Annotated in this window: 21 protein-coding genes and 1 pseudogene; 8 read left to right on the top strand and 14 right to left on the bottom strand. The window is 70.7% G+C overall.

Annotated elements, in window-relative coordinates:
* Positions 1 to 14: 14 nt before the first annotated feature.
* Positions 15 to 497 (bottom strand): GNAT family N-acetyltransferase, encoded by a 483-nt coding sequence (locus tag DEJ13_RS01645; protein WP_258374153.1) that lies wholly within the window; start codon positions 495 to 497, stop codon positions 15 to 17.
* A 48-nt stretch (positions 498 to 545) separates the two neighbouring features.
* Between DEJ13_RS01645 and DEJ13_RS01640 the strand changes: the two genes are divergently transcribed.
* Positions 546 to 1,865 (top strand): hypothetical protein, encoded by a 1,320-nt coding sequence (locus tag DEJ13_RS01640; protein WP_146245283.1) that lies wholly within the window; start codon positions 546 to 548, stop codon positions 1,863 to 1,865.
* Positions 1,866 to 1,876: 11 nt separating this feature from the next.
* Here DEJ13_RS01640 and DEJ13_RS01635 read toward each other — a convergent pair whose 3' ends face one another.
* The 5 genes and pseudogenes from DEJ13_RS01635 to DEJ13_RS01615 all read right to left on the bottom strand — a co-directional run bounded on the left by DEJ13_RS01635 (position 1,877) and on the right by DEJ13_RS01615 (position 7,910).
* Positions 1,877 to 2,557, bottom strand: a complete 681-nt coding sequence (locus DEJ13_RS01635) for an HAD family hydrolase (RefSeq protein WP_111107585.1) — start codon at positions 2,555 to 2,557, stop codon at positions 1,877 to 1,879.
* A gap of 159 nt (positions 2,558 to 2,716) precedes the next feature.
* Positions 2,717 to 4,582: an amylo-alpha-1,6-glucosidase gene (locus DEJ13_RS01630; protein WP_111107650.1), complete on the bottom strand. Its 1,866-nt coding sequence runs from the start codon at positions 4,580 to 4,582 to the stop codon at positions 2,717 to 2,719.
* Between the two features lie 68 nt (positions 4,583 to 4,650).
* Positions 4,651 to 5,568 carry a carbohydrate ABC transporter permease gene (locus DEJ13_RS01625; protein ID WP_502868716.1) on the bottom strand — a complete coding sequence of 306 codons (918 nt, stop codon included), beginning with the start codon at positions 5,566 to 5,568 and terminating at the stop codon, positions 4,651 to 4,653.
* Positions 5,565 to 6,652, bottom strand: a pseudogene (locus tag DEJ13_RS01620) (carbohydrate ABC transporter permease). The gene DEJ13_RS01625 and the pseudogene DEJ13_RS01620 overlap by 4 nt, the downstream one beginning before the upstream one ends.
* Positions 6,653 to 6,656: 4 nt before the next feature.
* A complete protein-coding gene (locus tag DEJ13_RS01615) occupies positions 6,657 to 7,910 on the bottom strand; it encodes a sugar ABC transporter substrate-binding protein (protein ID WP_111107584.1) in 1,254 nt (417 codons plus the stop codon).
* Between the two features lie 94 nt (positions 7,911 to 8,004).
* On the opposite strand from DEJ13_RS01615, the gene DEJ13_RS01610 reads away from it, so the two are divergent.
* Together DEJ13_RS01610 and DEJ13_RS01605 are read left to right on the top strand one after the other, a co-directional pair.
* Positions 8,005 to 9,000: a substrate-binding domain-containing protein gene (locus tag DEJ13_RS01610; protein ID WP_111107583.1), complete on the top strand. Its 996-nt coding sequence runs from the start codon at positions 8,005 to 8,007 to the stop codon at positions 8,998 to 9,000.
* 93 nt (positions 9,001 to 9,093) lie between these two features.
* Positions 9,094 to 9,786, top strand: a complete 693-nt coding sequence (locus DEJ13_RS01605; RefSeq protein ID WP_056126352.1) for a hypothetical protein — start codon at positions 9,094 to 9,096, stop codon at positions 9,784 to 9,786.
* A 6-nt stretch (positions 9,787 to 9,792) separates the two neighbouring features.
* Here the strand turns inward: DEJ13_RS01605 and DEJ13_RS01600 are convergent, their stop codons facing one another.
* Positions 9,793 to 10,401, bottom strand: a complete 609-nt coding sequence (locus tag DEJ13_RS01600; RefSeq protein ID WP_111107582.1) for a helix-turn-helix domain-containing protein — start codon at positions 10,399 to 10,401, stop codon at positions 9,793 to 9,795.
* A gap of 65 nt (positions 10,402 to 10,466) precedes the next feature.
* Between DEJ13_RS01600 and DEJ13_RS01595 the strand changes: the two genes are divergently transcribed.
* Entirely contained in the window at positions 10,467 to 11,435 is a 969-nt protein-coding gene (locus DEJ13_RS01595) for an NAD(P)/FAD-dependent oxidoreductase (protein WP_111107581.1), read from the top strand.
* 106 nt (positions 11,436 to 11,541) lie between these two features.
* Here DEJ13_RS01595 and DEJ13_RS01590 read toward each other — a convergent pair whose 3' ends face one another.
* The 4 genes from DEJ13_RS01590 to DEJ13_RS01575 are packed head-to-tail and all read right to left on the bottom strand — an operon-like array spanning position 11,542 to position 14,877.
* A complete protein-coding gene (locus tag DEJ13_RS01590; protein ID WP_111107580.1) occupies positions 11,542 to 12,219 on the bottom strand; it encodes a pentapeptide repeat-containing protein in 678 nt (225 codons plus the stop codon).
* A gap of 4 nt (positions 12,220 to 12,223) precedes the next feature.
* Positions 12,224 to 12,643, bottom strand: coding sequence for a DUF6314 family protein (locus DEJ13_RS01585; protein ID WP_111107579.1), 420 nt, complete (start codon positions 12,641 to 12,643; stop codon positions 12,224 to 12,226).
* Between the two features lie 9 nt (positions 12,644 to 12,652).
* Complete coding sequence (locus DEJ13_RS01580) at positions 12,653 to 13,681, bottom strand: NAD-dependent epimerase/dehydratase family protein (RefSeq protein WP_111107578.1); 1,029 nt, start codon at positions 13,679 to 13,681, stop codon at positions 12,653 to 12,655.
* Positions 13,678 to 14,877 (bottom strand): zinc-dependent alcohol dehydrogenase, encoded by a 1,200-nt coding sequence (locus DEJ13_RS01575; RefSeq protein WP_111107577.1) that lies wholly within the window; start codon positions 14,875 to 14,877, stop codon positions 13,678 to 13,680. The genes DEJ13_RS01580 and DEJ13_RS01575 overlap by 4 nt, the downstream gene beginning before the upstream one ends.
* Positions 14,878 to 15,116: 239 nt before the next feature.
* On the opposite strand from DEJ13_RS01575, the gene DEJ13_RS01570 reads away from it, so the two are divergent.
* Positions 15,117 to 15,962, top strand: a complete 846-nt coding sequence (locus tag DEJ13_RS01570) for a polysaccharide deacetylase family protein (protein WP_284158129.1) — start codon at positions 15,117 to 15,119, stop codon at positions 15,960 to 15,962.
* A 249-nt stretch (positions 15,963 to 16,211) separates the two neighbouring features.
* Here DEJ13_RS01570 and DEJ13_RS01565 read toward each other — a convergent pair whose 3' ends face one another.
* The 3 genes from DEJ13_RS01565 to DEJ13_RS01555 form a co-directional block, all read right to left on the bottom strand.
* A complete protein-coding gene (locus tag DEJ13_RS01565; RefSeq protein ID WP_181437043.1) occupies positions 16,212 to 16,844 on the bottom strand; it encodes a DNA alkylation repair protein in 633 nt (210 codons plus the stop codon).
* A gap of 64 nt (positions 16,845 to 16,908) precedes the next feature.
* On the bottom strand, positions 16,909 to 17,751 hold the full coding sequence (locus DEJ13_RS01560; RefSeq protein ID WP_111107063.1) for a sulfite exporter TauE/SafE family protein: 843 nt from the start codon (positions 17,749 to 17,751) through the stop codon (positions 16,909 to 16,911).
* Between the two features lie 172 nt (positions 17,752 to 17,923).
* Positions 17,924 to 18,598, bottom strand: coding sequence for an NYN domain-containing protein (locus tag DEJ13_RS01555; RefSeq protein WP_181437044.1), 675 nt, complete (start codon positions 18,596 to 18,598; stop codon positions 17,924 to 17,926).
* A gap of 223 nt (positions 18,599 to 18,821) precedes the next feature.
* Between DEJ13_RS01555 and DEJ13_RS01550 the strand changes: the two genes are divergently transcribed.
* From DEJ13_RS01550 to DEJ13_RS01540, 3 genes are read left to right on the top strand one after another with little or no spacing between them, the layout of a single operon-like run.
* Positions 18,822 to 20,480, top strand: coding sequence for an ABC transporter substrate-binding protein (locus tag DEJ13_RS01550; RefSeq protein WP_111107065.1), 1,659 nt, complete (start codon positions 18,822 to 18,824; stop codon positions 20,478 to 20,480).
* Entirely contained in the window at positions 20,477 to 21,430 is a 954-nt protein-coding gene (locus DEJ13_RS01545) for an ABC transporter permease (RefSeq protein WP_111107066.1), read from the top strand. Before DEJ13_RS01550 ends, DEJ13_RS01545 begins: the two co-directional genes overlap by 4 nt.
* Positions 21,427 to 22,299 carry an ABC transporter permease gene (locus tag DEJ13_RS01540; RefSeq protein WP_111107067.1) on the top strand — a complete coding sequence of 291 codons (873 nt, stop codon included), beginning with the start codon at positions 21,427 to 21,429 and terminating at the stop codon, positions 22,297 to 22,299. Before DEJ13_RS01545 ends, DEJ13_RS01540 begins: the two co-directional genes overlap by 4 nt.
* The last annotated feature ends 2 nt before the right edge of the window (positions 22,300 to 22,301 follow it).

Here is a 22,301-nt window from a genome sequence, read left to right as displayed (position 1 = left end):
GTACGGCGCTGTGGTCAGAGCGCCTTGTCGAAGCAGAACGACCACGGCATGGTCGCCGCGTAGGGCTCGTACACCGGGATCCGCCGCCAGCCGGTCTTCTCGTACAGCGCCACGGCGTCGGGCTGCTTGTCGCCGGTCTGCAGGACGAGCCGACTCGCCCCGACCTCGCGGCCGACCTCGGCGCACGCGTCGAGCAGTGCCGTCGCAGCCCCCTTGCCCCGGGCGCTCGACAGCACGATCAGGCGCTTCAGCTCGACCTCGTCGCCGAGCCACCGGATCGCGATGTGTGCGACCGCGTCGCCGGACTCGTCGACGGCGAGCAGCGAGGTGATGACGCGCGACGGGTCGACGGCCAGTGCACGATCCCGCTCGGCGGTGACCGCGGGGTCCTCGTCGCGTTGCGCCGAGCCGTACCGCTCGTGCATCTCCTCGTCCATCCGGGCACGCAGTTCCACTGCGCGCGGGTCATCCCAGGAGACGCGTTCGATCGTGATCACGATCGACCATCTTGGCACGCGAAGGGACTCTTGATAGCGTCGGGCCTCGTGGCCGACTTTCAGCATTCGCCCGAGTTTGCAAACTACCTCTTCCAGAACGCCGGCGAATCCTTCGTCGACACACTGCGTGCGATTCATGAGACGTTCGAGGAGCTACAAGCCCCGGCTGCCGAATTGGACGGGATGGTCCGCGCAATGGACAGGACGCGCGTCACCCTCGGACGAATGACACAGCAAGACTTGCGTATTGTCGGCGACTCGATTCGCGGGGCCTTCCAAGAAGGCGCTGATAGTGCGACCTACAAAGATCTCCTCGATGGACTCTGGTCAAACATTAAAGATTTTGAATGGGGTCCGGAGTTCTACATGGAGTTTCGGCGAGGACTCCGGAGGCCAAGGCGACTCCCCATTTTTCTAGAGTCTATTCTTATTCGTTCCGTTTCTGAACTTGATGATCATTTTGTGTCACTCGCGAGGATTTACTTCCGCCTCCAACCGAGAGCCCTCGCTGCACGTGCCAACGAGGTTAGCCTGCAGGAGCTGCTCGATACAAACAATCTCGACGAGACCCTCGAAAACGCTTTGGAGACCGAACTGGATAAGCGAGCCCGAGGCGGACTGACCGGCTGGCGCGCTTTTTTTGAGGAAGCTCTTGGCATCAAGTTTTCCGGAGTATATAGCGATTACAGCCAGATCGTGGAGATCGCCGAGCGCCGTCATTGCATCGTTCATCATGGCGGCAGAGCGTCGAAGCAATACGTTGAAAGAAGCGGAACAGATATGGCGAAGGGCACCTATCTCGATGCGTCTCCTGATTACGTCGGTTCGAGCATTGAACACATTGAAACTTTTGGACTTTTGCTGACCGATGCTGTTTGGAAGAAGTTAATTAAGCACAGAGCGTCTCGAGACTTCTTCAACGAGACTACAGCTTTTGCCGCACTTAAGGAGAAACGCTGGACATTCGCCGAGATTGCATACCGGCGCCGCGAAGCCGACCCGGAGGACATGACCGCGGCCACGAACGCTCGAGTCAACATCTGGCTCGCGATGAGCGAGCGGGATGGCCTCGAAGCCGTCCGACAAGATGTCGAAGCTTGGGATATATCCGTTTTGTCAGATGTATATGGGTTTGCAAAGCAATGCTTGCTACGAGACTCCGATGGGGCATTCGCACGCCTCGACTCGCTCATCGAAACGGAGGCACTGTCGGCGGAAGCGCTTGCTACTTGGCCGATTACCGCACGGCTACGTGAGGACGAACGAATCCGAAAGTTTCAAAGCCTGATAGGGAATTACATGAAGCAGGAATCTAAGCAGGCCATCGAGAAGGACGAACTCGACGCGGCAGGGCACTCGCCGGCGTAGACCGCCGGCCGTCACACGGGCCGGAACGCCCCGATCGGCCCGTCCTCGATCCCGGCCAACACCGCCGCCGCGTCGTCGTACACGGCCGCCGCCCCGGCACCGCGCAGCTCGTCGCCACCGATGCCGCCCGTCATCACCCCGATGCACGCGACGCCCACCTTGCCGGCGGTCTCGACGTCCCACATCGCGTCGCCGACCATCACGGCGCGCGACGGGTCGACCCCGGACCGCTCGAGGGCGACCTGCACGATGTCCGGTGCCGGCTTCGCCTGCTCGACGTCCTCGCCGCTGGTGACGACGTCGACCCACTGCTCGGCGTCGAGCAGCTCCAGCAGCCGTCCGAGCTCGTTCGGCGGGGCACTCGTGGCGAGCACCACCTGGTGCCCGCGCTCCGCCACACCCTGCAGGAGCGCACGTGCCCCGGGCAGCAGGCGCAGGCGCGGCATGTGCTCGGCGAAGTACGCCGACTGGTACTGCTTCGCGGTGTCGCGGTCGTCTTCCGACGCGTCGGGCAGCAGCTCCTCGAGCAGCCGCGTCGAGTCCATGCCGATCAGGCGGTGGATGCGCCAGGCGTCGACCGAGGCGCCGACGACCCGGAAGGCACGCCACCACGCGTCCACGTGCGCGTAGTTCGAGTCGACGAGCGTGCCGTCGATGTCGAAGAGGACGGCGGTCGTGGGTGCGTCAGCCATACGTCCAGGCTGCTCGGGTGGTCCTCCGCACCGGCCCAGCCGGCGTCCGCGTCGCGACCCGACGTCCGCGTCGCGACCCGACGTCCGCGTCGCGACCCGACGTCCGCGTCGCGACCCGACGTCCGCGTCGCGACCCGACGTCCGCGTCGCGACCCGGCGTCAGCGCATCGCGACCCACACCGGGAACGCCGCCGCTGCGCTCCATGCCTGCGGTCGGCACGCGGCCGGGTACGGCGCCGGACGGTCGACCTCGGACGCCGCGTCCCCGGCGTGCAGCTCGGGCATCCGGAAGTCGAACGCGACGGCCGCCGCCAGCAGCTGCTCGGCGAGGGTCCGGGCCTCAGACGAGAACCCCGACCGGGTCAGCCCGGCGATGACGACCGCGGTGTCGTGCGCCCACACGCTGCCGCCGTGGTAGCTCAGCGGCCAGTACCCCGCGGCCGTGGTCGACATGGTCCGCAGCCCGAAGCCGCTCGCCATGTCCGGGGCGACGACCCGTGCGGCGACGACGGCCTCCTCGGACGCCGACAGCAGACCGGTGCCGAGCAGGTGTCCGATGTTGCTGGTGGCCGAGTCCACCGCCCGCTTGTCGGCGTCGAGGGCGATCGCCGGGTGGGCGCCGACGTCATCGCGCACCCAGAAGGTCTCGCGGAAGCGCGTGGCCAGCCGGTCCGCCCACCCACGCCAGTCGTCGCCACCCGGACGGCCGAAGGCGTCGAGCAGGTCCGCGCCGTGCACCGCCGCCTCGTACGCGTAGCCCTGCACCTCGCACAGCGCGATCGGCCCGTCCGCCAGGGTGCCGTCGCGCCACTGCACGCTGTCGCCGGAGTCCTTCCAACCCTGGTTCGCGAGCCCACGGCCGGACTCGTCGACGTACTCCAGCAGCCCGTCGCCGTCGGCGTCGCCGTGGTCGCGCATCCACGCCAGCGCCCGTTCGAGCGCCGGCAGGAGCACACGCACCTGGTCGTCGGGCATCCCCGCACGCCACGCGTCGTGGAGCAGGCACACCCACAGCGGCGTCGCGTCGACCGTGCCGTAGTACAGCGGCGGCAGCGAGAGCTCCTCGTTGTCGATCGGCAGCGACCCCTGGCGGAGTTCGTGCATGACCTTGCCCGGCTGCTCGGCGGTGGACGGGTCGACGCGGGTGCCCTGCAGCGCGGCGAGCACCCGGAGCGTCCCGGCGGCCATCGTGGTGTCGACGGGCAGCAGGAACCGGGCGGCCCACAGCGAGTCACGGCCGAACAGCGTGAAGAACCAGGGCGCTCCGGCGGCCAGGAACTCCCCCTCGGGTCGGGCCAGGCGCAGCGCGTCGAGGTCGTCCGTCGCCCGGTCGAGCCAGCGGCGCAGCCGGTCGTCGGCCACGTCAGCGGGCGGGTCGAACGGACGGGGACTGCGCACGCCCGAGACGACGGCCCCCTCGACGCCGCTCGGCACGGCGACCGCGCAGTCCCAGCCGACCTCGATCGCTCGCGCCCGGTCGAGCGTCCAGCACAGGACCACGACCCCGTCGACGACGCCCACACGGGCACCGGGCGCGGTGAGCACCACGTCGACCGACCCGGACCGCCAGGCGACCGACCCGTCGTCGCGGACCCCGGCCACCGCCGGCACGGCACCCCCGCCACCCTTGACCGCGTCCATCGACGCAGCGTCCGGTGTGATCCGCACGACGACGTCGAGCGAGCCACCGGGGGCGCGCCGGTCCGTGATGCGCACCGACTCCGTCACGCCGTCGACACGCACGCGGCGCCGACGGTCCAGTCGGACGTCCGGATCGGCCCCCGCACCGTCGAGCCCCCGCAGGAGCCCGGTGAAGACCACCTCGCGCGCGCTCGTCGGCACGGTCGCGATCGGTTCGACCCCGGTACCGGCGACGTCGAGCGCGACCGCGGACACGACGCGCTGGTCGCCGGTCCAGTAGCCGTGCACGGGGTTCGCGCCGACGTCGCCGGAGGCTGCCGACCACGCCTGGGTCGGTGCCGCGATGACGGCGACCTCGTCGTGGAGCAGGGGCTGCAGTGGCATGGGGCGCTCCTCGGCCGGTGCGGTGTCGATCTGCTCGGTGTCGGTCCGTGCGCTCGTCGTCGCCGCGGTCACTCCTTGACCGCCCCGTCGCTGGTGTTCATGATCCGTTTCTGGAACACGAAGAACGCGACGGCGACCGGGATGGTCATCACGAACGCCGCGGCGAGCTTGATCGGGTACTGGTTGCCCGCGCTGAGCGCCCCGGACGCCAGCGACGCCACGCCCTTCGTCAGGGTGGTGAGCGCGGGCGAGGACGACGACACGATGAAGTGCGGCAACTCGTTCCACGATGCCTGGAACGACAGGATCGTGATCGTCACGACAGCTGGCCGGGCCATCGGGAGCACGACCGACCAGAACGTCCGGAAAGTGCCTGCGCCGTCGATCCTGGCCTGCTCCTCGACGCTGACCGGGATCGACTCGAAGAAGTTCTTCATGATGAAGACCCCGGCCGCGTCGACCAGCAGCGGCACGATCATGCCCGAGTACGAGTCGTACATGCCGAGCTGGTTGATCACCAGGAACTTCGGGATGAGCAGCACGACACCGGGGACCGCCATCACGGCGACGACCGCCGCGAACACCGTCTGCCGGCCGCGGAACCGCAGGCGCGCCAGGGCGTACCCGGCGAGCGAGTCGAAGAAGATCCGCCCGAGTGTGACGCACACCGCGACGATCGCCGAGTTGAGCGTCCACACCCCGAAGTCCGAGTTCTGGAACAGCGTGCTGAACGCTGCCGACGTCCACGTCGTCGGCAGCGCCAGCGGGTTCAGCGAGGCGTCCTGGTCGGTCTTGAACGCGTTCACGATCGCGACGTAGAACGGCAGCAGGTAGACGACCGCGATCAGCAGACCGCCCGCCATCCAGGCGACCCCGGCCACCCCGATGCGGCGAGGTCGCCTGCCTGCCGGCACCGGGCCTCCCGGACTGGAGGCCCGACCCGCCGCCGCCACGCGCGTCGCGGCGACCGATGTGGGTGCGCTCATCGCGCCCCCTCCTTCCGTGAGGGCGTCTCGATCCAGCGCATGCGGCGCCGCGAGACCGGGCGGTCGCGGAGTGCCCAGCGCTGCAGGAGCGTGAAGACGACGATGATGCCGAACAGGATGAACGCGATCGCCGCGCCGACACCCCACTGCTGGCTGGTGAACGCCGACGTGTACGACAGGTACGCCGGGGTGAGGGTCGTGTTCGCCGGAGCGCCCTTCGTGCCGGTGTAGATCTGGTCGAACACCTGCCAAGTGCCGATCAGCCCGAGCGTCAGCACCGTGAACAGCGTCGGACGCAGCTGCGGCAGCGTGATGCGCCAGAAGCGGGTCCACGCACCGGCACCGTCGATCATCGCTGCCTCGTCGACGTCGGCTGACAGGTTCTGCAGCGCGGCGATGAACAGCAGCATGAACGTGCCGCTCGTCGTGAACACCGCCAGCAGGATGAACGCGGTCATCGCGACCGACGGACCGGCCAGCCACTCCCACCACGAGATCCCGAGCGCGGTGTGGTCGGCGAGCCAGGCCGGTGGGTCACCGGCACCCAGGTGGAACAGGCCGGTCGGCTGGTTGAACCAGTTCGGCCCGTTGACGCCGATCCACCGAGGATCTTGTTCACGGCACCGGACGACGAGAACAGGAAGAGCCACAGCACGGTGATCGCGACCGAGCTGGTGACGGACGGGAAGTAGAACGCGGTGCGGAAGAACCCGCGAGCGCGCAGGGCCCGGCCGTTCACCAGGACCGCGAGCCCCAGCGCGACGGCGGTCTGCAGCGGCACGACGAACACGACGTACCAGAGGTTGTTCCGCAGCGCCGTGCCGAAGTTCTGCTCATCGAGGCCGCCCCCGCCCAGGATCTTGGCGTAGTTCTGCCCGCCGACGAACTGCACGCCGGAGGCGAACGGGCTGCCCACTCCCTGCCAGTCGGACACGCTCACCCATGCCGCCATCAGCACGGGGACGGCCAGGAACAGCCCGAGGACGATGATCGTCGGTGCGGTGAACAGCCAGCCCGACACCGTCTCGGCGCGGTTCGCGCGGCGACGGCGGCGGACGGGTCCGCGCACGCTCGCGGTGGTCACGGTCTCAGCCCTTCAGCGCCGCGGTCATGTTCTTCTGCACGCCCTCGAGCAGCGTCTGCGGGTCGGTCGACGCCAGGCTGCCGAGCTTGGAGTCGAAGTCCGCGATGACGTCGGCGGTGCCCGGCTTGTTCGGGACGCCCTGCGCGCTCGAGGCCTGGTCGAGGAACGCCGCGTACTGCGGGTAGTCCTGCTTCCAGGTGCTCGCCGCGGACTCGACGCTCGGCATCACACCGAACGACTTGGCGAACGACAGCTGCTGCTTCGTACTCGTCATCTGCTCGACGAAGGCCAGCGCCGCCTTCTGGTTCTTCGAGGCCTTCGCGATGCCCCAGCAGTTCGTGAACTGCAGCGTGCCCGCCCCAGCGGGACCCTTGGGCAGTGCGACGACCTTGTAGTCGACGTCCGGGTAGCTCGACGACATCGCGCCGGTCAGCCAGTTGCCCTCGACGGTCATCGCCGCCTTGCCCTTGCCGAACGCGTCGCCACCCCAGCTCTCGCCGAGGTCGCTCGAGAACTTCGTGGAACCGCTGGTCAGCAGGCCCTTCACGTACTGCAGGGCCTTGACGTTGGCCGCAGAGTCAGCGGTGGCCTTCGTCTGGTCGGCGTTCGTCAGCGCGCCGCCCGCCTGCGCCATGAACGCCCCGAGGCGCTCGTACTGCGGGCTCATCCCCAGGCCGACGTGGCCGTCGCGGGTGAGCTTCTTCGCGACCTCGGCGAGCTGGTCCCATGTGGTCGGGACGTCGCTGTCGGTGAGCCCGGCGGCTTTCCAGTCGGCGGTGTTGATGAACAGCGCCAGGGTCGAGAAGTCCTTGGGCGCGCAGTACAGCTTGTCGTCGACCGTGAACGACTTGGTGAGCGTCGGGTAGAAGTCGGCCTTGTCCTTCAGGTCGTCGCCGTACGCCAGCAGCGAGCCGTTCGTGGCGTACCCGGTGAGCGACCCGGTGGACACGTAGAAGACGTCGGCGGGCTTGCCCGAGGCGAAGCCCTGCGCGAGCTGCTGGTCGAGGTTGTTGGCGGGCTGCACCGAGACGCCGGTGCCCGAGGTCTTCGACCAGGCGGCGGCTGCGCTCTTGACGGCGGCGGTCTCGGCGTCGCCGGACGACCCGATCAGGACCGACAGGTCGGACCCGCTCGAGGTCAGCTTTCCGGAGTCGGAGCCGCCGGAGCTCTGGAAGCCCGAACCGCAGGCGGAGAGGGTGAGTGCCGCGGTGAGCGCCATCGCGCCCGCGGTCAGCATGCGTGCTGTGCGTCGTTGCATCAGGGGGTACTCCTCGTCGAGTCGTCGTTGGATCGTTCAATTTGATCGATCAAACAGCTCGAAGGTACACCTCTGGGGCGCTACCGTGAACCCCATGTCGCATCCCGCCACCGTCGCCGACGTCGCCGCTGCGGCCGGGGTCTCACGCCAGACGGTGTCGAACGCGCTGAACCGACCCGACGTGGTGCGGCCGACGACCTTGACGCGCGTGCAGGACGCGATCCGAGACCTCGGCTACCGACCGCACGCGTCCGCTCGTCGGCTCCGCACGCGGCAGAGCTCGACGCTCGGTGTCCGCCTCGAGCGGGTGCACGGGATCTCCGGCGCCGTGCTCGACCGCTTCCTGCACGCCCTGGTCGACGCCGCCGACGAACGCGGCATGCGCATCCTGCTGTTCACGGCGACCGACCCCGAGGACGAGGTCCGACAGTTCGAACGCCTGGTCGAGGGCTCGGACGTCGACGGCTTCGTGCTGACGTCGACGTTCCACGACGACCCGCGCACCACCTGGCTCGCCGCGAACGACGTCCCCTTCGTCACGTTCGGCCGACCATGGGGCATCCCGGACATGGACGCGGCACCGCACCCGTGGGTGGACGTCGACGGACGCGCCGGTGCGCACGAGGCCACGGCCCACCTGCTGGCGGCCGGACACCGGCGGATCGGGTTCCTCGGCTGGCCGAGCCCGTCCGGTCAGGGCGACGAGCGGCGGCGTGGCTGGCACGACGCCGTCGTCGAGGCGACCGGGGACGAGCCCGCAGCCGGTCTGGACTTGTCGTGCGAGGACGACGTCGCCGCCGCGACCCACGCGGTGCAGGCAGCGTTCGAGACCGGGGCCCGTCCCGACGCCCTGGTGTGCGCCTCCGACACCCTGGCGCTCGGTGCGCGGTTCGCGTTCGGCGCCGAGGTCCCCGTCGTCGGGTACGACGACACCCCCGTCGCCGCGGCGGTCGGGCTGTCGAGTGTCGAGCAGCCGCTGGTCGACGTGGCCTCGGCGGCGGTCGAGCTGCTCATGGGCGCCGGCCGCTCCGTGCTGCCGGCGGGGACCGGACACCGCCTGCTCGCGCCACGGGTGGTCTGGCGCGGCTGAGCCCCGCGCGACCACCCGCGCGGCCTGCCACGCCGGACAACGATCCGGTCACGGGGCGGGCTCCGCCGTCATCGGGCTCCTAGTGTCGGAGCCATGACCCGGGGGACGACACGGACACACCGCACACGACTGCTCGCTCTCGCCGGAGGGCTGGCCGCAGCCTTCCTGCTCGCTGGTTGCACGGGTGGTGCCGCGCAGCCGGATGGATCGGCGAGCCCGACCGGAGGCACCGCGACGACACCCGCCCCGACGAGCACCGCCGCGGCCGGGTCCACGCCGGACGACGGCGCGGGTTCCACGACACCGCGTCCGACCTCGACCACGACGCCCGCTGCGGGGGCCGACGCCAGCGGCACCGTCCCGGCGACGTGCGAGGGGCTGCTGACGGCAGGGCGCTGGAAGTTCGCGAACGCGCCGCTCAACGACCCGGCGGTCGTCGGGTCGCCCGTCGCGATCCCGAAGTCGGTCTTCGACCCGGTGCGGCAGTCCGACGGCAAGCGTCTGTACTGCGTCTGGCGCGACCCTCGTGCGGACATCACGACCATGGCCATCGACGTCGGGGTGGTCGATTCGTCGGCGGCAGTGGGCGCGCTGCGGGACCTGCCGGGCATCGACTGTGCACGGGATGGTCAGGGCTACTGGTGCCAGGAGGTCTCGACGGACGAGCAGTACGGCGTGCAGCTCGGCACCACCTACTTCACCCTCGGTGACATCGGGATCGAGATCAAGCAGGCGAACGTCCCGACGACGGGGCTGCTCGACGACGTGATGGCGCACGTGTTCTGACGCCGGTCACCCCGCCGGCCGTGATCGCACGTGCGCCCGCTCCCCCTGCGGCCCGTACAGGCAGAGCACCTCGGTCACCTGGTCGGTGACGTTCCCGATCCAGTGCGGCGTGTGCGTGTCGAACTCGACGACCTCGCCCGGGCCGAGGTCGAGGTCGCGCTCCCCGAGCAGCAGGCGCAGCCGCCCCGACAGGACGTAGAGCCACTCGTAGCCCTCGTGCGTCCGCAGGTCGGGCTCACCCCCGGGCGAGTGCGCCGGGAACAGCTGCTTGAACGAGCGCACGCCTCCGGTCCGCCGGGTCAGCGGCACCACCACCCGACCACCGTGCATCTCGGGCTGCAGGTGCACCCGCGGGTCGCCGGTCTGCGGCGCCCCCACCAGGTCGTCGAGCGGCACCTGGTAGGCGCGGGCCAAGGGCAGCAGCAGCTCGAGCGTCGGCTTCCGCTGCCCCGCCTCGAGCCGCGAGAGCGTGCTGACCGAGATCCCCGTCTCCGTCGCCAGTGCGGCGAGCGTGACGTCCCGACGCTGCCGGAGCGCACGCAACCGAGGCCCGACCCCGCCGACGACCTCGGCCGTCGTGCGCGCGGGGAGTCGGTCCTGGTGTCCATGAGCCATCCCGCCATTTTGCCAGAGCAGCAAGGATCGTTGCCGTTTCCGGCTCGACCTCGCACGATGAGCGCATGTCTGACTCCTTCGACGTCCTCGTCATCGGTGGTGGCGCCGCCGGCCTCGCCGCCGCACTCATCCTCGGTCGCTCACGCCGCTCCGTGCTGGTGGTGGACGCGGGCGAACCCCGCAACGCCCCGGCCGATGGCGTGCACAACTACCTGGGTCGCGAGGGCGCCGGTCCGCGCGAACTCACCCGCATCGGCCGCGAGGAGGTCGCGCAGTACGGCGTCCGGTCCACGGCCGGGAGGATCGTGGCCGCCTCCGCGACACCCCTCACCGCCAGCGACCCGGTCGGGTTCACCGCGACCCTCGACACCGGCGAGACCGTGACCGCCCGACGGGTGGTCGTCGCCTCCGGCGCCGTGGACGTCCTGCCGGACGTGCCGGGCCTGGCGGAGCAGTGGGGTCGCGGCGTGGTGCACTGTCCGTTCTGCCACGGGTGGGAGGTCCGTGACAGCCACATCGGTGTGCTCGTGACGACGCCGTTCGGGGCACACCAGGCACTCATGTGGCGGGCGCTGAGCGAGCACGTGACGGTGTTCGTGACGGACCCCGCGCTCGCGGACGACGCTGCTCGTGCCGGTCTCGCTGCCCGGGGCATCACCGTGGTGGACGACTCAGTGGTGCAGGTACTCGCCACGGACGGCGCGCTGACCGGGGTCGCCCTCGCCAGCGGGTCCACGGTCGAGCTCGACGCACTTGCGGCCGCGAGCACGGCCGAGGCGCGGGTCGACGGCCTCGAGGGGCTCGCCCTGGTCGCCGTGGATCAGTTCATTGGCGACTTCCGCTTCGGCAGCGCGGTGTCCGCCGGGCCGACGGGCGCGACCGACGTCCCGGGGGTCTGGGCCGTGGGGAACGTGGCGTCGCCGATGGCCACGGTGATCGTGTCCGCCGCAGCCGGGACCACGGCAGGAGCGGCGGTGCACGGCGACCTGATCCAGGCCGACCTGGCGGCCGCGCTGAGCACCGTGCGAGGTTGACCACTGGTGCGAGGTTGATCCGTGGTGCGAGGTTGATCGCCCCGTGCGAGGAACCAACCTCGCACCGCGCGATCAGCCTCGCACCCGGGCCGCGCGCTGGTGCCCCTCAGTCGACGCGGTAGCCGGCCTGGGCCGCGAGCAACGGCGCCAGCGTGTACAGCTGGTCGCTGCCGATCGTCGCACCGCGGAAGCCCTCGAGCCGCTCCACCCGGTCCAGGTCGGCCGCGCGCAGGTCCACGTGCGCGATGCTCGTGTTCGAGCCCTCCGCCGCGCGGATGCGGGTCCCCTCGAAGGACACGCGCAGCAGCCGGGCGTCGGCGATGTCGAGCTCGTCGATGACGCAGTCGCGGAACACCATGTCCGTCACCGTCGCTCCGCGCAGGTTCACGAACCCGAGCTTCATCCCGACGAACTCGACACCGCTCAGCCCGGCGTCGTACAGCTCGGCCGATCCGACACGGCCCCCGCCGATCCGGACGTCGCGCCAGGTGCTGCTCGACGCACGCAGGACCGGTGCATCGAGCGACTCGACCACGCAGTCGTGGATCCGGAGGCCGCGCAGGTCGGCTCCGTCGGCGTGCCACTCCTCGATCACGCACGCCTCGAGCTCGAGGTCGGGCAGGCGCTCACCGGCCACGTCGAGCGCCGCGATCCGTCGCCCGTCGATGCGGTCACCCGACAGCACGTCGCCGGGTCCGGGCCGCCAGTCGGTCAGGTCGGCGGGCTCGGTCAGCGAGATGCGCGGGGCGTCGGTGCCGGAGGACTTGCCGGAGGTGCGGGCCATGCACTCAGTCTGCCGGGTCGACCCGACCGTCGAGCACGCTGTCCAGGCGGTAGTCCTTCGCCGGCCCGACCGCGTCCCAGCGGACCGTCCACCGCGACGCGTCGCCCGCGAGCTCCCCGGTGTAGTCGTCCGGCGCGCACGCGTGCGCGACGGTCGCGCCCCACACCCAGTCGTGGAAGACCCGGCCGTCGGCGAAGTGCACGCGCCACCGCCCGTCGGACCCCCGACGGACCGACAGTGCCCGGGACACGGGGGTCGCCCGTTCGCCGAAGCGCATCGTGCCCACCTCGGTCCACGCGACCTCGTCCTGCCCGACCACCGACAACGAGGTCGAGCCGACCACGTGCCCGGACAGCCCGGCGCGACGATCCAGCACCGTCCGTCGCAGGGTCCAGGTCCCCAGCAGGTCGGTCGGCAACAGCACCCGAGCAGGCTACCCGCGCAGCGGGCCGGACCCCGGGACGTTCGTGCCGTCGGCGAACCCGGCCACCAGCTCACCGAGCGCGTCCGTGGCGCTGTGCCGAGCCTCCCAACCGAGTTCCGTGCGCGCGCGCTCGGTCGACATGACCGGGACCGACGCTGCGATGTCGATCCACCCGGCGTCGGTCGGCTGCAGGCGCAGCCGCCACGTCAGGGTCACGATCCCGCGCAGCAGGCGCAGGGGGATCCGGACGGCACCGCGCATGCCGAGCACCCGCGCGATGTGGGGCGGTGTGAGGACCGGCGAGGCGGCGATGTTGAACGCGCCGCCGGCCCGTCGGTCGACCGTCCGCCAGAACGCGTCGGCGAGGTCGTCGGCGTGCACGGCCTGGAACACGAAGGCGTACGGCAGGGGCAGCACTGACCAGCGGATCCACCGGACGATGCGCATCGGGACGACCGGGCCGAGGAACAGCCCCCGGAGCTCGGCCGCCGCGTGCCGCTGGAAGACCAGCCCGGGCCGCATGCGCGTCACGACCACCGACGGGTACGCCGCTGCGAACTCGTCCATCACGCGCTCGTTCTCGGCCTTGTGGATCGCGTACGTCGCCGTCGGGATGCCCTCGGCGGGGAACGACTCGTCGACCCGCCGGCGCTTCCCCTCGACGTCGACGCCGCGGTAGGCCCCGACCGAGGACGCGACGACGACCTGCGGCACCTCGACCCGGGCGACCGCGGCCAGGACGTTCGCCGTCCCGACCACGTTCGTCCGGTACTGCGCCGGGATGTCGTGCGTCGGCTGGAGCGCCCACGCCAGGTGGATCACCGCGTCCGCGCCTCGGAAGACCGCGGCCAGCTGGTCGACCGCGTCGGCGGCACCGACGTCCACCGCGTGCCAGACGGCGTCGCCGTACGGCGGGGTGTGGACGTCAGGCAGACGCCGGGCGATCCCGACGACCTGCACGTCCGGCTCGGCGGCGAGCCGCCGGAGCACGGCCGTGCCGACGTTGCCGGTCGCCCCGGTGACGACGATCCGGGTCACGCGGCGGCCGCGGCCATCGCGGGGTCGAGGACGACCTTCACGCAGTCGTCCTGCTTCTTCTGGAAGACCTCGTACATGTGCGGCGCGTCCTCGAGGGACACGCGGTGCGAGGTCAGGTCGAGCGTGCCGAGCGGGTCGGACGGGTCGGAGACGAGCGGCATGATGTCGTCGATCCAGCGACGGACGTTGCACTGTCCCTCGCGCACCGTGATCTGCTTGTCGAACAGCGTCATCATCGGCATCGGGTCGGCCATGCCGCCGTAGACACCGCTCAGCGAGACGGTGCCGCCGCGACGGACCATGTCGATCGCCGCGTGCACGGCGGCAAGCCGGTCGACGCCGGCGGTCTCGATCGCCTTCTGTGCGAGCTTGTCGGGCAGCAGGCCGGCCGCGCTCTGGGCGAACCCGGCGAGCGGGTTGCCGTGGGCCTCCATGCCGACCGCGTCGACGACCGCGTCGGGGCCACGCCCGTCGGTCCGGTCGACGAGCTGTGCCACGACGTCGTCGGACAGGTTGAACGTCTCGACGTCGTACTTCGCCCCGAGGTCGCGGCGGACGGCCTCCGGGTCGACGGCGAGCACGCGGTAGCCGAGGTGCTTGCCGATGCGCGCGGCGAACTGCCCGACCGGGCCGAGGCCGAGCACCGCGAGCGTGCCGCCCTCGGGGACGTCGGCGTACTGCACGGCCTGCCACGCGGTCGGCAGGATGTCGCTGAGGAACAGCCAGCGGTCGTCGGGCGTGCCGTCGTCGGGGATCACGATGGGGCCGTAGTCGGCGTGCGGCACGCGCAGGTACTCGGCCTGGCCACCGGGGACCTGGCCGTACATCTTCGTGTAGCCGAAGAGCGCGGCGCCGCTGCCGTACTCCGTCACCTGGGTGGTCTCGCACTGGGACTGCAGGCCGCGCTGGCACATGTAGCAGTGCCCGCAGGAGATGTTGAAGGGGACGACCACGCGGTCGCCCACCTTCAGGTTCGTGACCGCGCTGCCGACGGCCTCGACGATGCCCATCGGCTCGTGGCCGAGGACGTCGCCCTTGTCGATGTACGGGCCGAGCACGCGGTACAGGTGCAGGTCGGAGCCGCAGATCGCCGTGGAGGTGATCCGCACGACCGCGTCGGTCGGCTCCTGGATCGTCGGGTCGGGGACGGTCTCGACGGACACCTTCTCGGTGCCCTGCCAGGTCAGTGCGCGCATGAGCGCTCCTCTCGTCGCGGGTCGAGCCGACCGGGAGGCGCGGCTCAGGTCCACGTCCTGGGTACGCGCCCGCCCCGTGGCGGCTTCACAGCCGCAGTCCGCGGCTCGCGGCTCGCGGCACGCGGCACGCGGCACGCGGCACGCAACGGCCATCGACGCGCACCGATGGCCGGTCGGCCACCGCAGTTCGTCCTCCGTGCTGATGCGCCCGTCACCCGACGCTCGGGACGATGGCGGCGATGAACCTCCGATCCACCCGGCAGCCGTCGCGCCGCGTCCTGCTGTCCGGTTTCGGTGGAGCGGTGCTCGTCGGCGCACTGTCCGCGTGCGCGGGCGACCCGTCACCGCGCGCGAGCACCACCGCGACGGCGGCCGACGCGACCCCGAGCACGACGCCGACCCCCACGCCGACCGCAACACCCACGCCGACCCCGACCCCCACCCCGACCTCGCCCGCTCTGCAGCGCCAGCCCCTCCCGAGCGGGACGATCACGGGGCTGCCGCAGGGAACGCCGGGCATCGCGTGGACGGTGGACGACGGCGCCTCGAGCGAGGTCGTCGAGGCGTACGCCCGATTCGCCACCGAGACCGGGACCCGGCTGACGTTCTTCGTGAACGGTGTCCGCCCGTCGTGGACCGACCACGCCGACCTGCTGCGGCCGCTGGTGGCCTCCGGGCAGGTGCAGCTCGGCAACCACACGTGGGACCACCCGGCGCTCACCAAGCTGTCCGACCAGGGCATCGTCGACCAGCTCACGCGCAACCACGACTTCATCCAGGACACCTTCGGCGTGAGCGCGAAGCCGTACTTCCGCCCGCCCTTCGGCTACCACGACGCCCGGGTCGACGCCGCGGCCGCCCGCGCCGGGTACACCACACCACTGCTCTGGTACGGGTCGCTGGCGGACTCGGGCGACATCACGTCGGACCAGATCGTCGGGTTCGCCGACCAGTGGTTCCAGCCCGCCCACATCGTGATCGGCCACGCCAACTTCCCCGGCACGATCGGTGCACTGCCCCGGCTGCACGAGCTGCTGCAGCAACGACAGCTGGCGACGTACACGCTCGACGACGTGTTCACCTGACCGGGGTCGTGATCGGCGGCGGTGCCGTCGACGCTCTGGCCATGTCGACCACCTCAGAGCTCCTCACCGCCAGCCTGCACGACGTCTTCGGCAACCGTGACGCCACGACCCGACGTCAGGCGATCGAGCGCAGCTACGCCCCCGACGTCGTGTTCCGTGATCCGGACGGCTCCGTCACCGGATGGGACGCGCTCGAAGCGAAGGCGTCGTCACGAGCCTCACCACCTTCTTCGCCGAGGGGCAGCAGCCCTAACGCGCGCTCGTCAGGATCCGGTCGCGCTCGGCCGCCGGCAGGTGCTCGGTCGCCGTCGCCAGCGCCGCGGGCGTCAGGAATCGACCCTGCTGCTCGAGGAACGCCACGAGCGCGGGTTCCGACGCTCGCTTGCCGACCTCGCGCAGCACCCAGCCGAGGGCCGACTGCACGACGTCGCCCTTCTCGCGGACGAGTCGGCCGATCACCGCCAGCGGCACCTCGGCGTCGCCCTGCTTCACGAACGCCAGGGTCGCGACGACGGCGATCCGCCGGACCCACGGGACGTCGGACTTGGCGAGCGCGAACAACGGCCCGGTCGACCCGCCGAGCATCGGCGTGCCGACGAGTTCCTCGGCCGCGATGTCGACGAGCTCGGCCCGGTCGATGCGCTCGGCCCGCGCTGCCGACAGGTACTCGTCGGTCAGCTCGGGGTCCGCGCGCGAACGCATCGCCTGTACCAGCAGCACGACCGCGACCAGCCGGGCGCCCGGGTCCTCGCTCCACAGCAGCGCCGACCGCTCACCCTCGTCCAGGTCGGCGAACTGCCGCGCCACGCGCCGCGCAGCGGCGACGTCCCCGGGCGTCCGCGCGAACGCGACCAACACGTCCTCGGCGCTCGCGCGGCTCACGCGGTGACCGCCGTGCCGTCGCGAGTCGCGTCGACGACCTGCACCGGGCCTCCCGGGAGGCCCCTCACCGGTCCGCCACGCCCGTCGCGGACTCGGCCGCACCCTCCAGACCGCCGGGCCCAGGCTGCGCGTCGGCGCGCGCCGTGCGCAGGCCGCGTCGCACCACGATCACCGCGACGACCACCAGGAAGGCCGCGAACAGCCAGGTGCCGACCTGCGGGTCGACCACCCGCGCGAGCGCGGCACCCGCTGGTGAGCAGACCGCGGCCGTGATGCCCACCGTCAGCCCGACGCGCAGGTCCACCGCGCCCCGCCGCAGGTTCGCGACGGTGCCGGAGACCGCGGTCGGGATCATCGTCAGCAGGGAGGTCCCCTTCGCCAGCAGGTCACCGGCGCCGAGAGCGAGCTCCAGACCGGGGACGATGACGACGCCGCCCCCGACGCCCACCAGACCCGACAGCACGCCGGACAGCAGGCCGATGCCGAGCAGGACGAACGCTTCGACGACGCCGAAGTGCACGTCGCCGGTGCGGGTCGGGGTGTTCGTGAACAGTGAGACGAGCACGACCACGATGAAGGCGACGAACACCCACGGCAGGACCCGGAGCGAGATCGCACGGAGCAGCCGTGCGCCGATCGGGGCACCGACGACGCTGCCGACCGCCAGGGTCAGCGCTGCGAGCCAGTGCACCTCGCCCTGGGCGGCGTACGTGATCGCCCCGACGACGGCCGCGGGGGCGATCGCGACGAGCGAGCTGGCCGAGGCGCTGCGCTGGTCCAGGTGCAGGAAGGCCATGAGCGCCGGGACGACGATGACACCGCCGCCGACGCCGAACAGGCCGGAGAGGACACCGGCGACGATGCCGATCGCGACGAGCACGAGGAGGCGGGCGGTGCGGGAGGTCATCGCGTCCAGGGTACGACGCGGGTGGCTCCGCCGACGCGAGGTGCCCTCCGACGAGACGACCCCTGTGCTTCAGAGCGGGCCGTGACCGAACTTGTTGCATGTGGAATTTCAGTTGCGGATCACTCCCAGACGTGTCAGGCTGAGGCTGCAACCCGGGGTGCCGAGAACGTGGCTAACCGGCGCGAGGCCCCTCTCTCCGGAGAGGGGCCTCTGCACTTCTCCACGACGGCGGCCGGCGGAACGCACCAGACTCGTCCACGATCCGGTCTGGGAACTGGCTCTCCAGCAGCACATGGGGCCGGACCACGCGCATCTCGTCGATGCCCACGTCGAGCAGTCCCCGCGCGGCCTTCCCGCCCGGGACGATGAGCCCGATCTCCGCACCCGCCCGCTCGCGCACGATCCGCAGCGCCTCGACGAAGTCCGAGTCGTTCGACAGCAGGAAGTACGCGTCGGCAACCCCGCGCATCGCGTCGGACACCATGTGTGCGGCGAGGCTCACGTCCGTCCCCTTCTCCTCGATCTTGCGCACACGGACCCGCCGTGGTCGACCGCTGTCCTCGAGTTCGATCGGGGACATCGCCATCCACCGCTTGTCCGCTCGGAACGTCCCGAAGTGCAGCGACACCGACGGCAGCGTCCCGAGGGCCCGCAGGTACCGCTCCTGGTTCTGCGGCGCCCGCGGGTCGTTCCCCTCGACGTGTCGGACCCGGGCTGTGAAGTACCGGATCTGCCCGACGTCGTAGCCCGGCAGCAACCGCATGCAGAGGGCCTCGAGATCGAGCCACTTGCGTTCATCGTGCCCCTGCAGCGCGCGCCGGAACAGGTTGAACCCGTCGATGTACACGACCGCAGTCGGGCGATGGGGAGGGCGGCGCATCCCGTCAGACTCACGCCGGCACGGCCCGCGGAACGGCCGTCCCACACATCTGTGGAGAAGAGCGGGTTTTACACGATCGAAACCGATTGTGTACAAGCGGGACCGATCACCTGTGATTGTATGCAATCACAGCAACTCCTGAGCGCGATCCCACAAGGAACGCCACGCACCTCCCAGCATCAGGAACTCCATGTCCCCGATCAGCTCCCGGCGCCGCCGCACCCTCATCGCGCTGCCCGCCGTCGTCATCGCCGCGACGCTCGCCCTGACGGCGTGCGTCCCCGTCCAACGCTCGAAGGCCGGGGGCACCACCGCCGGCACCGTCACCACGACCCCCATCGGCGACCAGCAGGTGCGGGAGGGCGGCGACCTCGTCATGGCGCTCTCGGCCGAGCCCGACCGCCTCGACCCCACGACCTCGTCGTCGCTGTACACCCGGTACGTCATGGAGACGATGTGCCAGAAGCTCTACGACATCGACGCCGAGGGCACGATCGTCCCGATGCTCGCGACGGCGCTGCCGACCGTGACCGACGGCGGCAAGACCGTCACGTTCCCGGTCCGCACGGGCGTGCGCTTCGCCGACGGCACCCCGTTCGACGCGGCTGCGGTCGTCACGACACTCGAGCGCAACCTGACGAAGGCCGACTCGAGCCGGAAGAGCGAGATGGGCCCGGTGTCGAGCGTCGAGGCGGTCGACGACCAGACGGTGCGGCTGCACTACGACACGCCCTTCGCCCCGATCACGGCGGCGCTGGCGGACCGGGCAGGCATGGTCATGTCCCCGACGGCGCTGCAGCAGGAGGGCGATGCGTTCGGGGACGCCCCGGTGTGCGTCGGCCCGTACAAGTTCGTCAAGCGCGTCCCGCAGACCTCGATCCAGGTCGAGCGGGACCCGGAGTACCACGACCCCGGCTCAGCGCACTTCGACACGATCACGTACCGGATCATCACCGACGCCAGCATCCGTGCCGCCAACCTGAAGTCCGGCGACGTGCAGGTCGCGGACACGGTCTCCACCCAGGACGTCGACGACCTGCGCACCCGCAAGGACCTGTCCGTGCTGCGCGTCGGGTCGCTGGGCTACCAGGGCATCACCGTGAACATCGGCAACCAGGACGGCGTCGGGACCGACCCGGAGCAGATCGACACCCCGTTGGCGAAGCGCGCCGACGTGCGACGCGCCCTGTCGATGTCGATCAACCGCGCCGAACTCGTCCAGAGCGTCTTCCACGGGTGGGCGGACGTCGCCTGCTCGCCGATCTCGAACACGAGCGTGTTCGCGACGACCGCCAGCAAGGCATGCCCGGCGTACGACCCGGACCGGGCGAAGCAGATCCTGGCGAAGGCCGGCGTGCAGCAGCCGTTCCCGATCGAGATGGAGGTGACGAACACCCCCGACACGGTCCGGTTCGCCCAGGCCCTGCAGTCGCAGGCTCGCGCCGGCGGGTTCGCGATCACGATCACCCCCGTCGAGTACACGACGCTGCTCGACGACCAGACGCGCGGCGACTTCCAGGCCCTGCAGCTCGGCTGGTCGGGCCGCGTCGACCCGCACGGCAACATCGGCGGGTTCCTGGCGACGGGCGGCGGCAACAACTACGCCGGGTACAGCAACCCCGAGGTGGACGACCTGATCGACCGCGCCGCACAGGCCACCGACGAACAGGAGCGTGCCGCCCTGTACGGCGAGATGACGACGATCGTGCAGCGGGACGACCCGGTCATCTACCTCTACCGGACCCGGAGCATCACCGGCGTCCGCAACGACATCGCGGGCGTCTCGACGTACGCAGACGGCGTGGTCCGGCTCAGCCAGGCCGCGTTCGTGGAAGGTGGTTCGAAGTGATCCGGTACGTGACCACGCGGCTCTGGCAGTCCGCGATCACCCTCGTGCTCGCCTCGATCGTGGTGTTCGTCGGCGTGCGGCAGCTGCCGGGCGACCCGGCGCTCGCCCTCGCCGGCGAGGAGGCGAGCCCCGAGCGTCTGGCCGTGGTCCGCCAGCAGCTCGGCCTGGACGACTCGATCGTCGTGCAGTACTGGCGCTTCGTGGTGAACGCGCTGCAGGGGGACTTCGGCCGCTCCACCCGCACGGGCACCCCGGTCACCGAACTGCTGGGCGGGACGCTCCCTGTCACGCTGTGGCTCGCGCTCTACGCCATCGTCGTCGCGGTCGTCGTGGGCGTGGCCCTCGGCACCATCGCCGAGCGGTACCGCGGCCGCTGGCCCGAGTGGATGGCGAACGCCGCAGCGCTGGTCGGCCTGTCCGTGCCGAACTTCTGGCTCGGGATCCTGGCCATCGTCTGGCTGGCCGCCGGCCTGGGCTGGTTCCCCGCGTCGGGCCACGTGCCGATGACGACGAACCCGGCGAGCGCGATCTACCACCTGACCCTGCCGGCGCTCATCCTCGGCACGTCGCTGGCCGCGGTGATCATGCGCCAGACCCGCGCGTCGATGATCGAGACGATGAAGACCGACTTCGTCCGCACGGCGCGCGCGAAGGGGCTGAGCCGTGGGCGGGTGCTGTTCCGGTACGGCCTGCGGAACTCGATGATCGTGGTCGTCACGATCGTCGGGCTGCAGCTCGGCGGGCTCATCTCGGGTGCGGTCGTGACCGAGCGCATCTTCGCGCTGCCCGGCTTCGGCAAGCTCACGCTCGACGCGGTGTTCACCCGTGACTACCCCGTGATCCAGGCCGTGGTGCTCGTCATCACGGTCGGCTACGTGCTCATCAACCTGGCCGTCGACGTCCTGTACTCGGTCATCAACCCGAAGATCCGCGTGGGAGGCACCCAGTGACCGCAATCGCACTGACCGACCTCGGCAGCAGCCGGGGACGCGTGTGGCAGCAGGTGCGGTCGAACCGCCTCGGGCTGACCGGGGGCGTCATGCTCGCGGTCGTGGTGCTCGCGGCCCTCACCGCACCGCTCGTCGCACCCCACGACCCGACGCGGACCCACTTCGACCTGCCGTTCCAGGTGCCCTTCACGGTCGGCTTCGGCCTGGGCACCGACGACCTCGGCCGGGACATCCTGTCGCGCACCCTGTACGGCGTCCAGGTGTCACTCGTCGTCGGGGCGCTGTCCGTGCTGGTGTCGGTCGTCATCGGCACGCCGCTCGGCCTGCTCGCCGGGTACTGGAAGTGGCTCGACGCCGTGATCTCGCGGCTGACCGACGTGGCCCTGGCGTTCCCGTTCCTGATCATCGCGGTGGGCCTCGCCGCGATCAGCGGACCGAGCCTGTCGAACGCCGTCATCGCGATCGGCGTCTCGCACGTCCCCGCCATGATCCGGATCGTCCGCGGTGAGACGCTGCGGATCACGAGCGCCGACTTCGTCACGAGCGCGAAGACGCTCGACGCCGGTGGCGCGCGGATCATCGCGCAGCACGTCCTGCCGAACTGCCTGTCGGCGATCATCGTGCAGGCCACGGTGATCATGCCGGTCGCGGTCATCGGCGAGGCCCTGCTGTCGTTCCTGGGGCTCGGCATCCAGCCGCCGACGCCGAGCCTCGGCATCATGCTCTCCGACGCACAGCAGTACCTCGGCCAGGCACCGTGGGCCGCCGTGGTGCCGGGAGTCGCGATCGCCGTCATCTGCCTCGGCTTCAACCTGTTCGGGGACGCCCTGCGCGACGCCCTCGATCCCACCGCCTCCGACCGGAAGTAGCA

It is taken from the genome of Curtobacterium sp. MCLR17_007 (genome assembly GCF_003234655.2).
Taxonomy (GTDB): Bacteria; Actinomycetota; Actinomycetes; order Actinomycetales; family Microbacteriaceae; genus Curtobacterium.
This window is presented reverse-complemented; position numbering and strand designations above follow the sequence as displayed.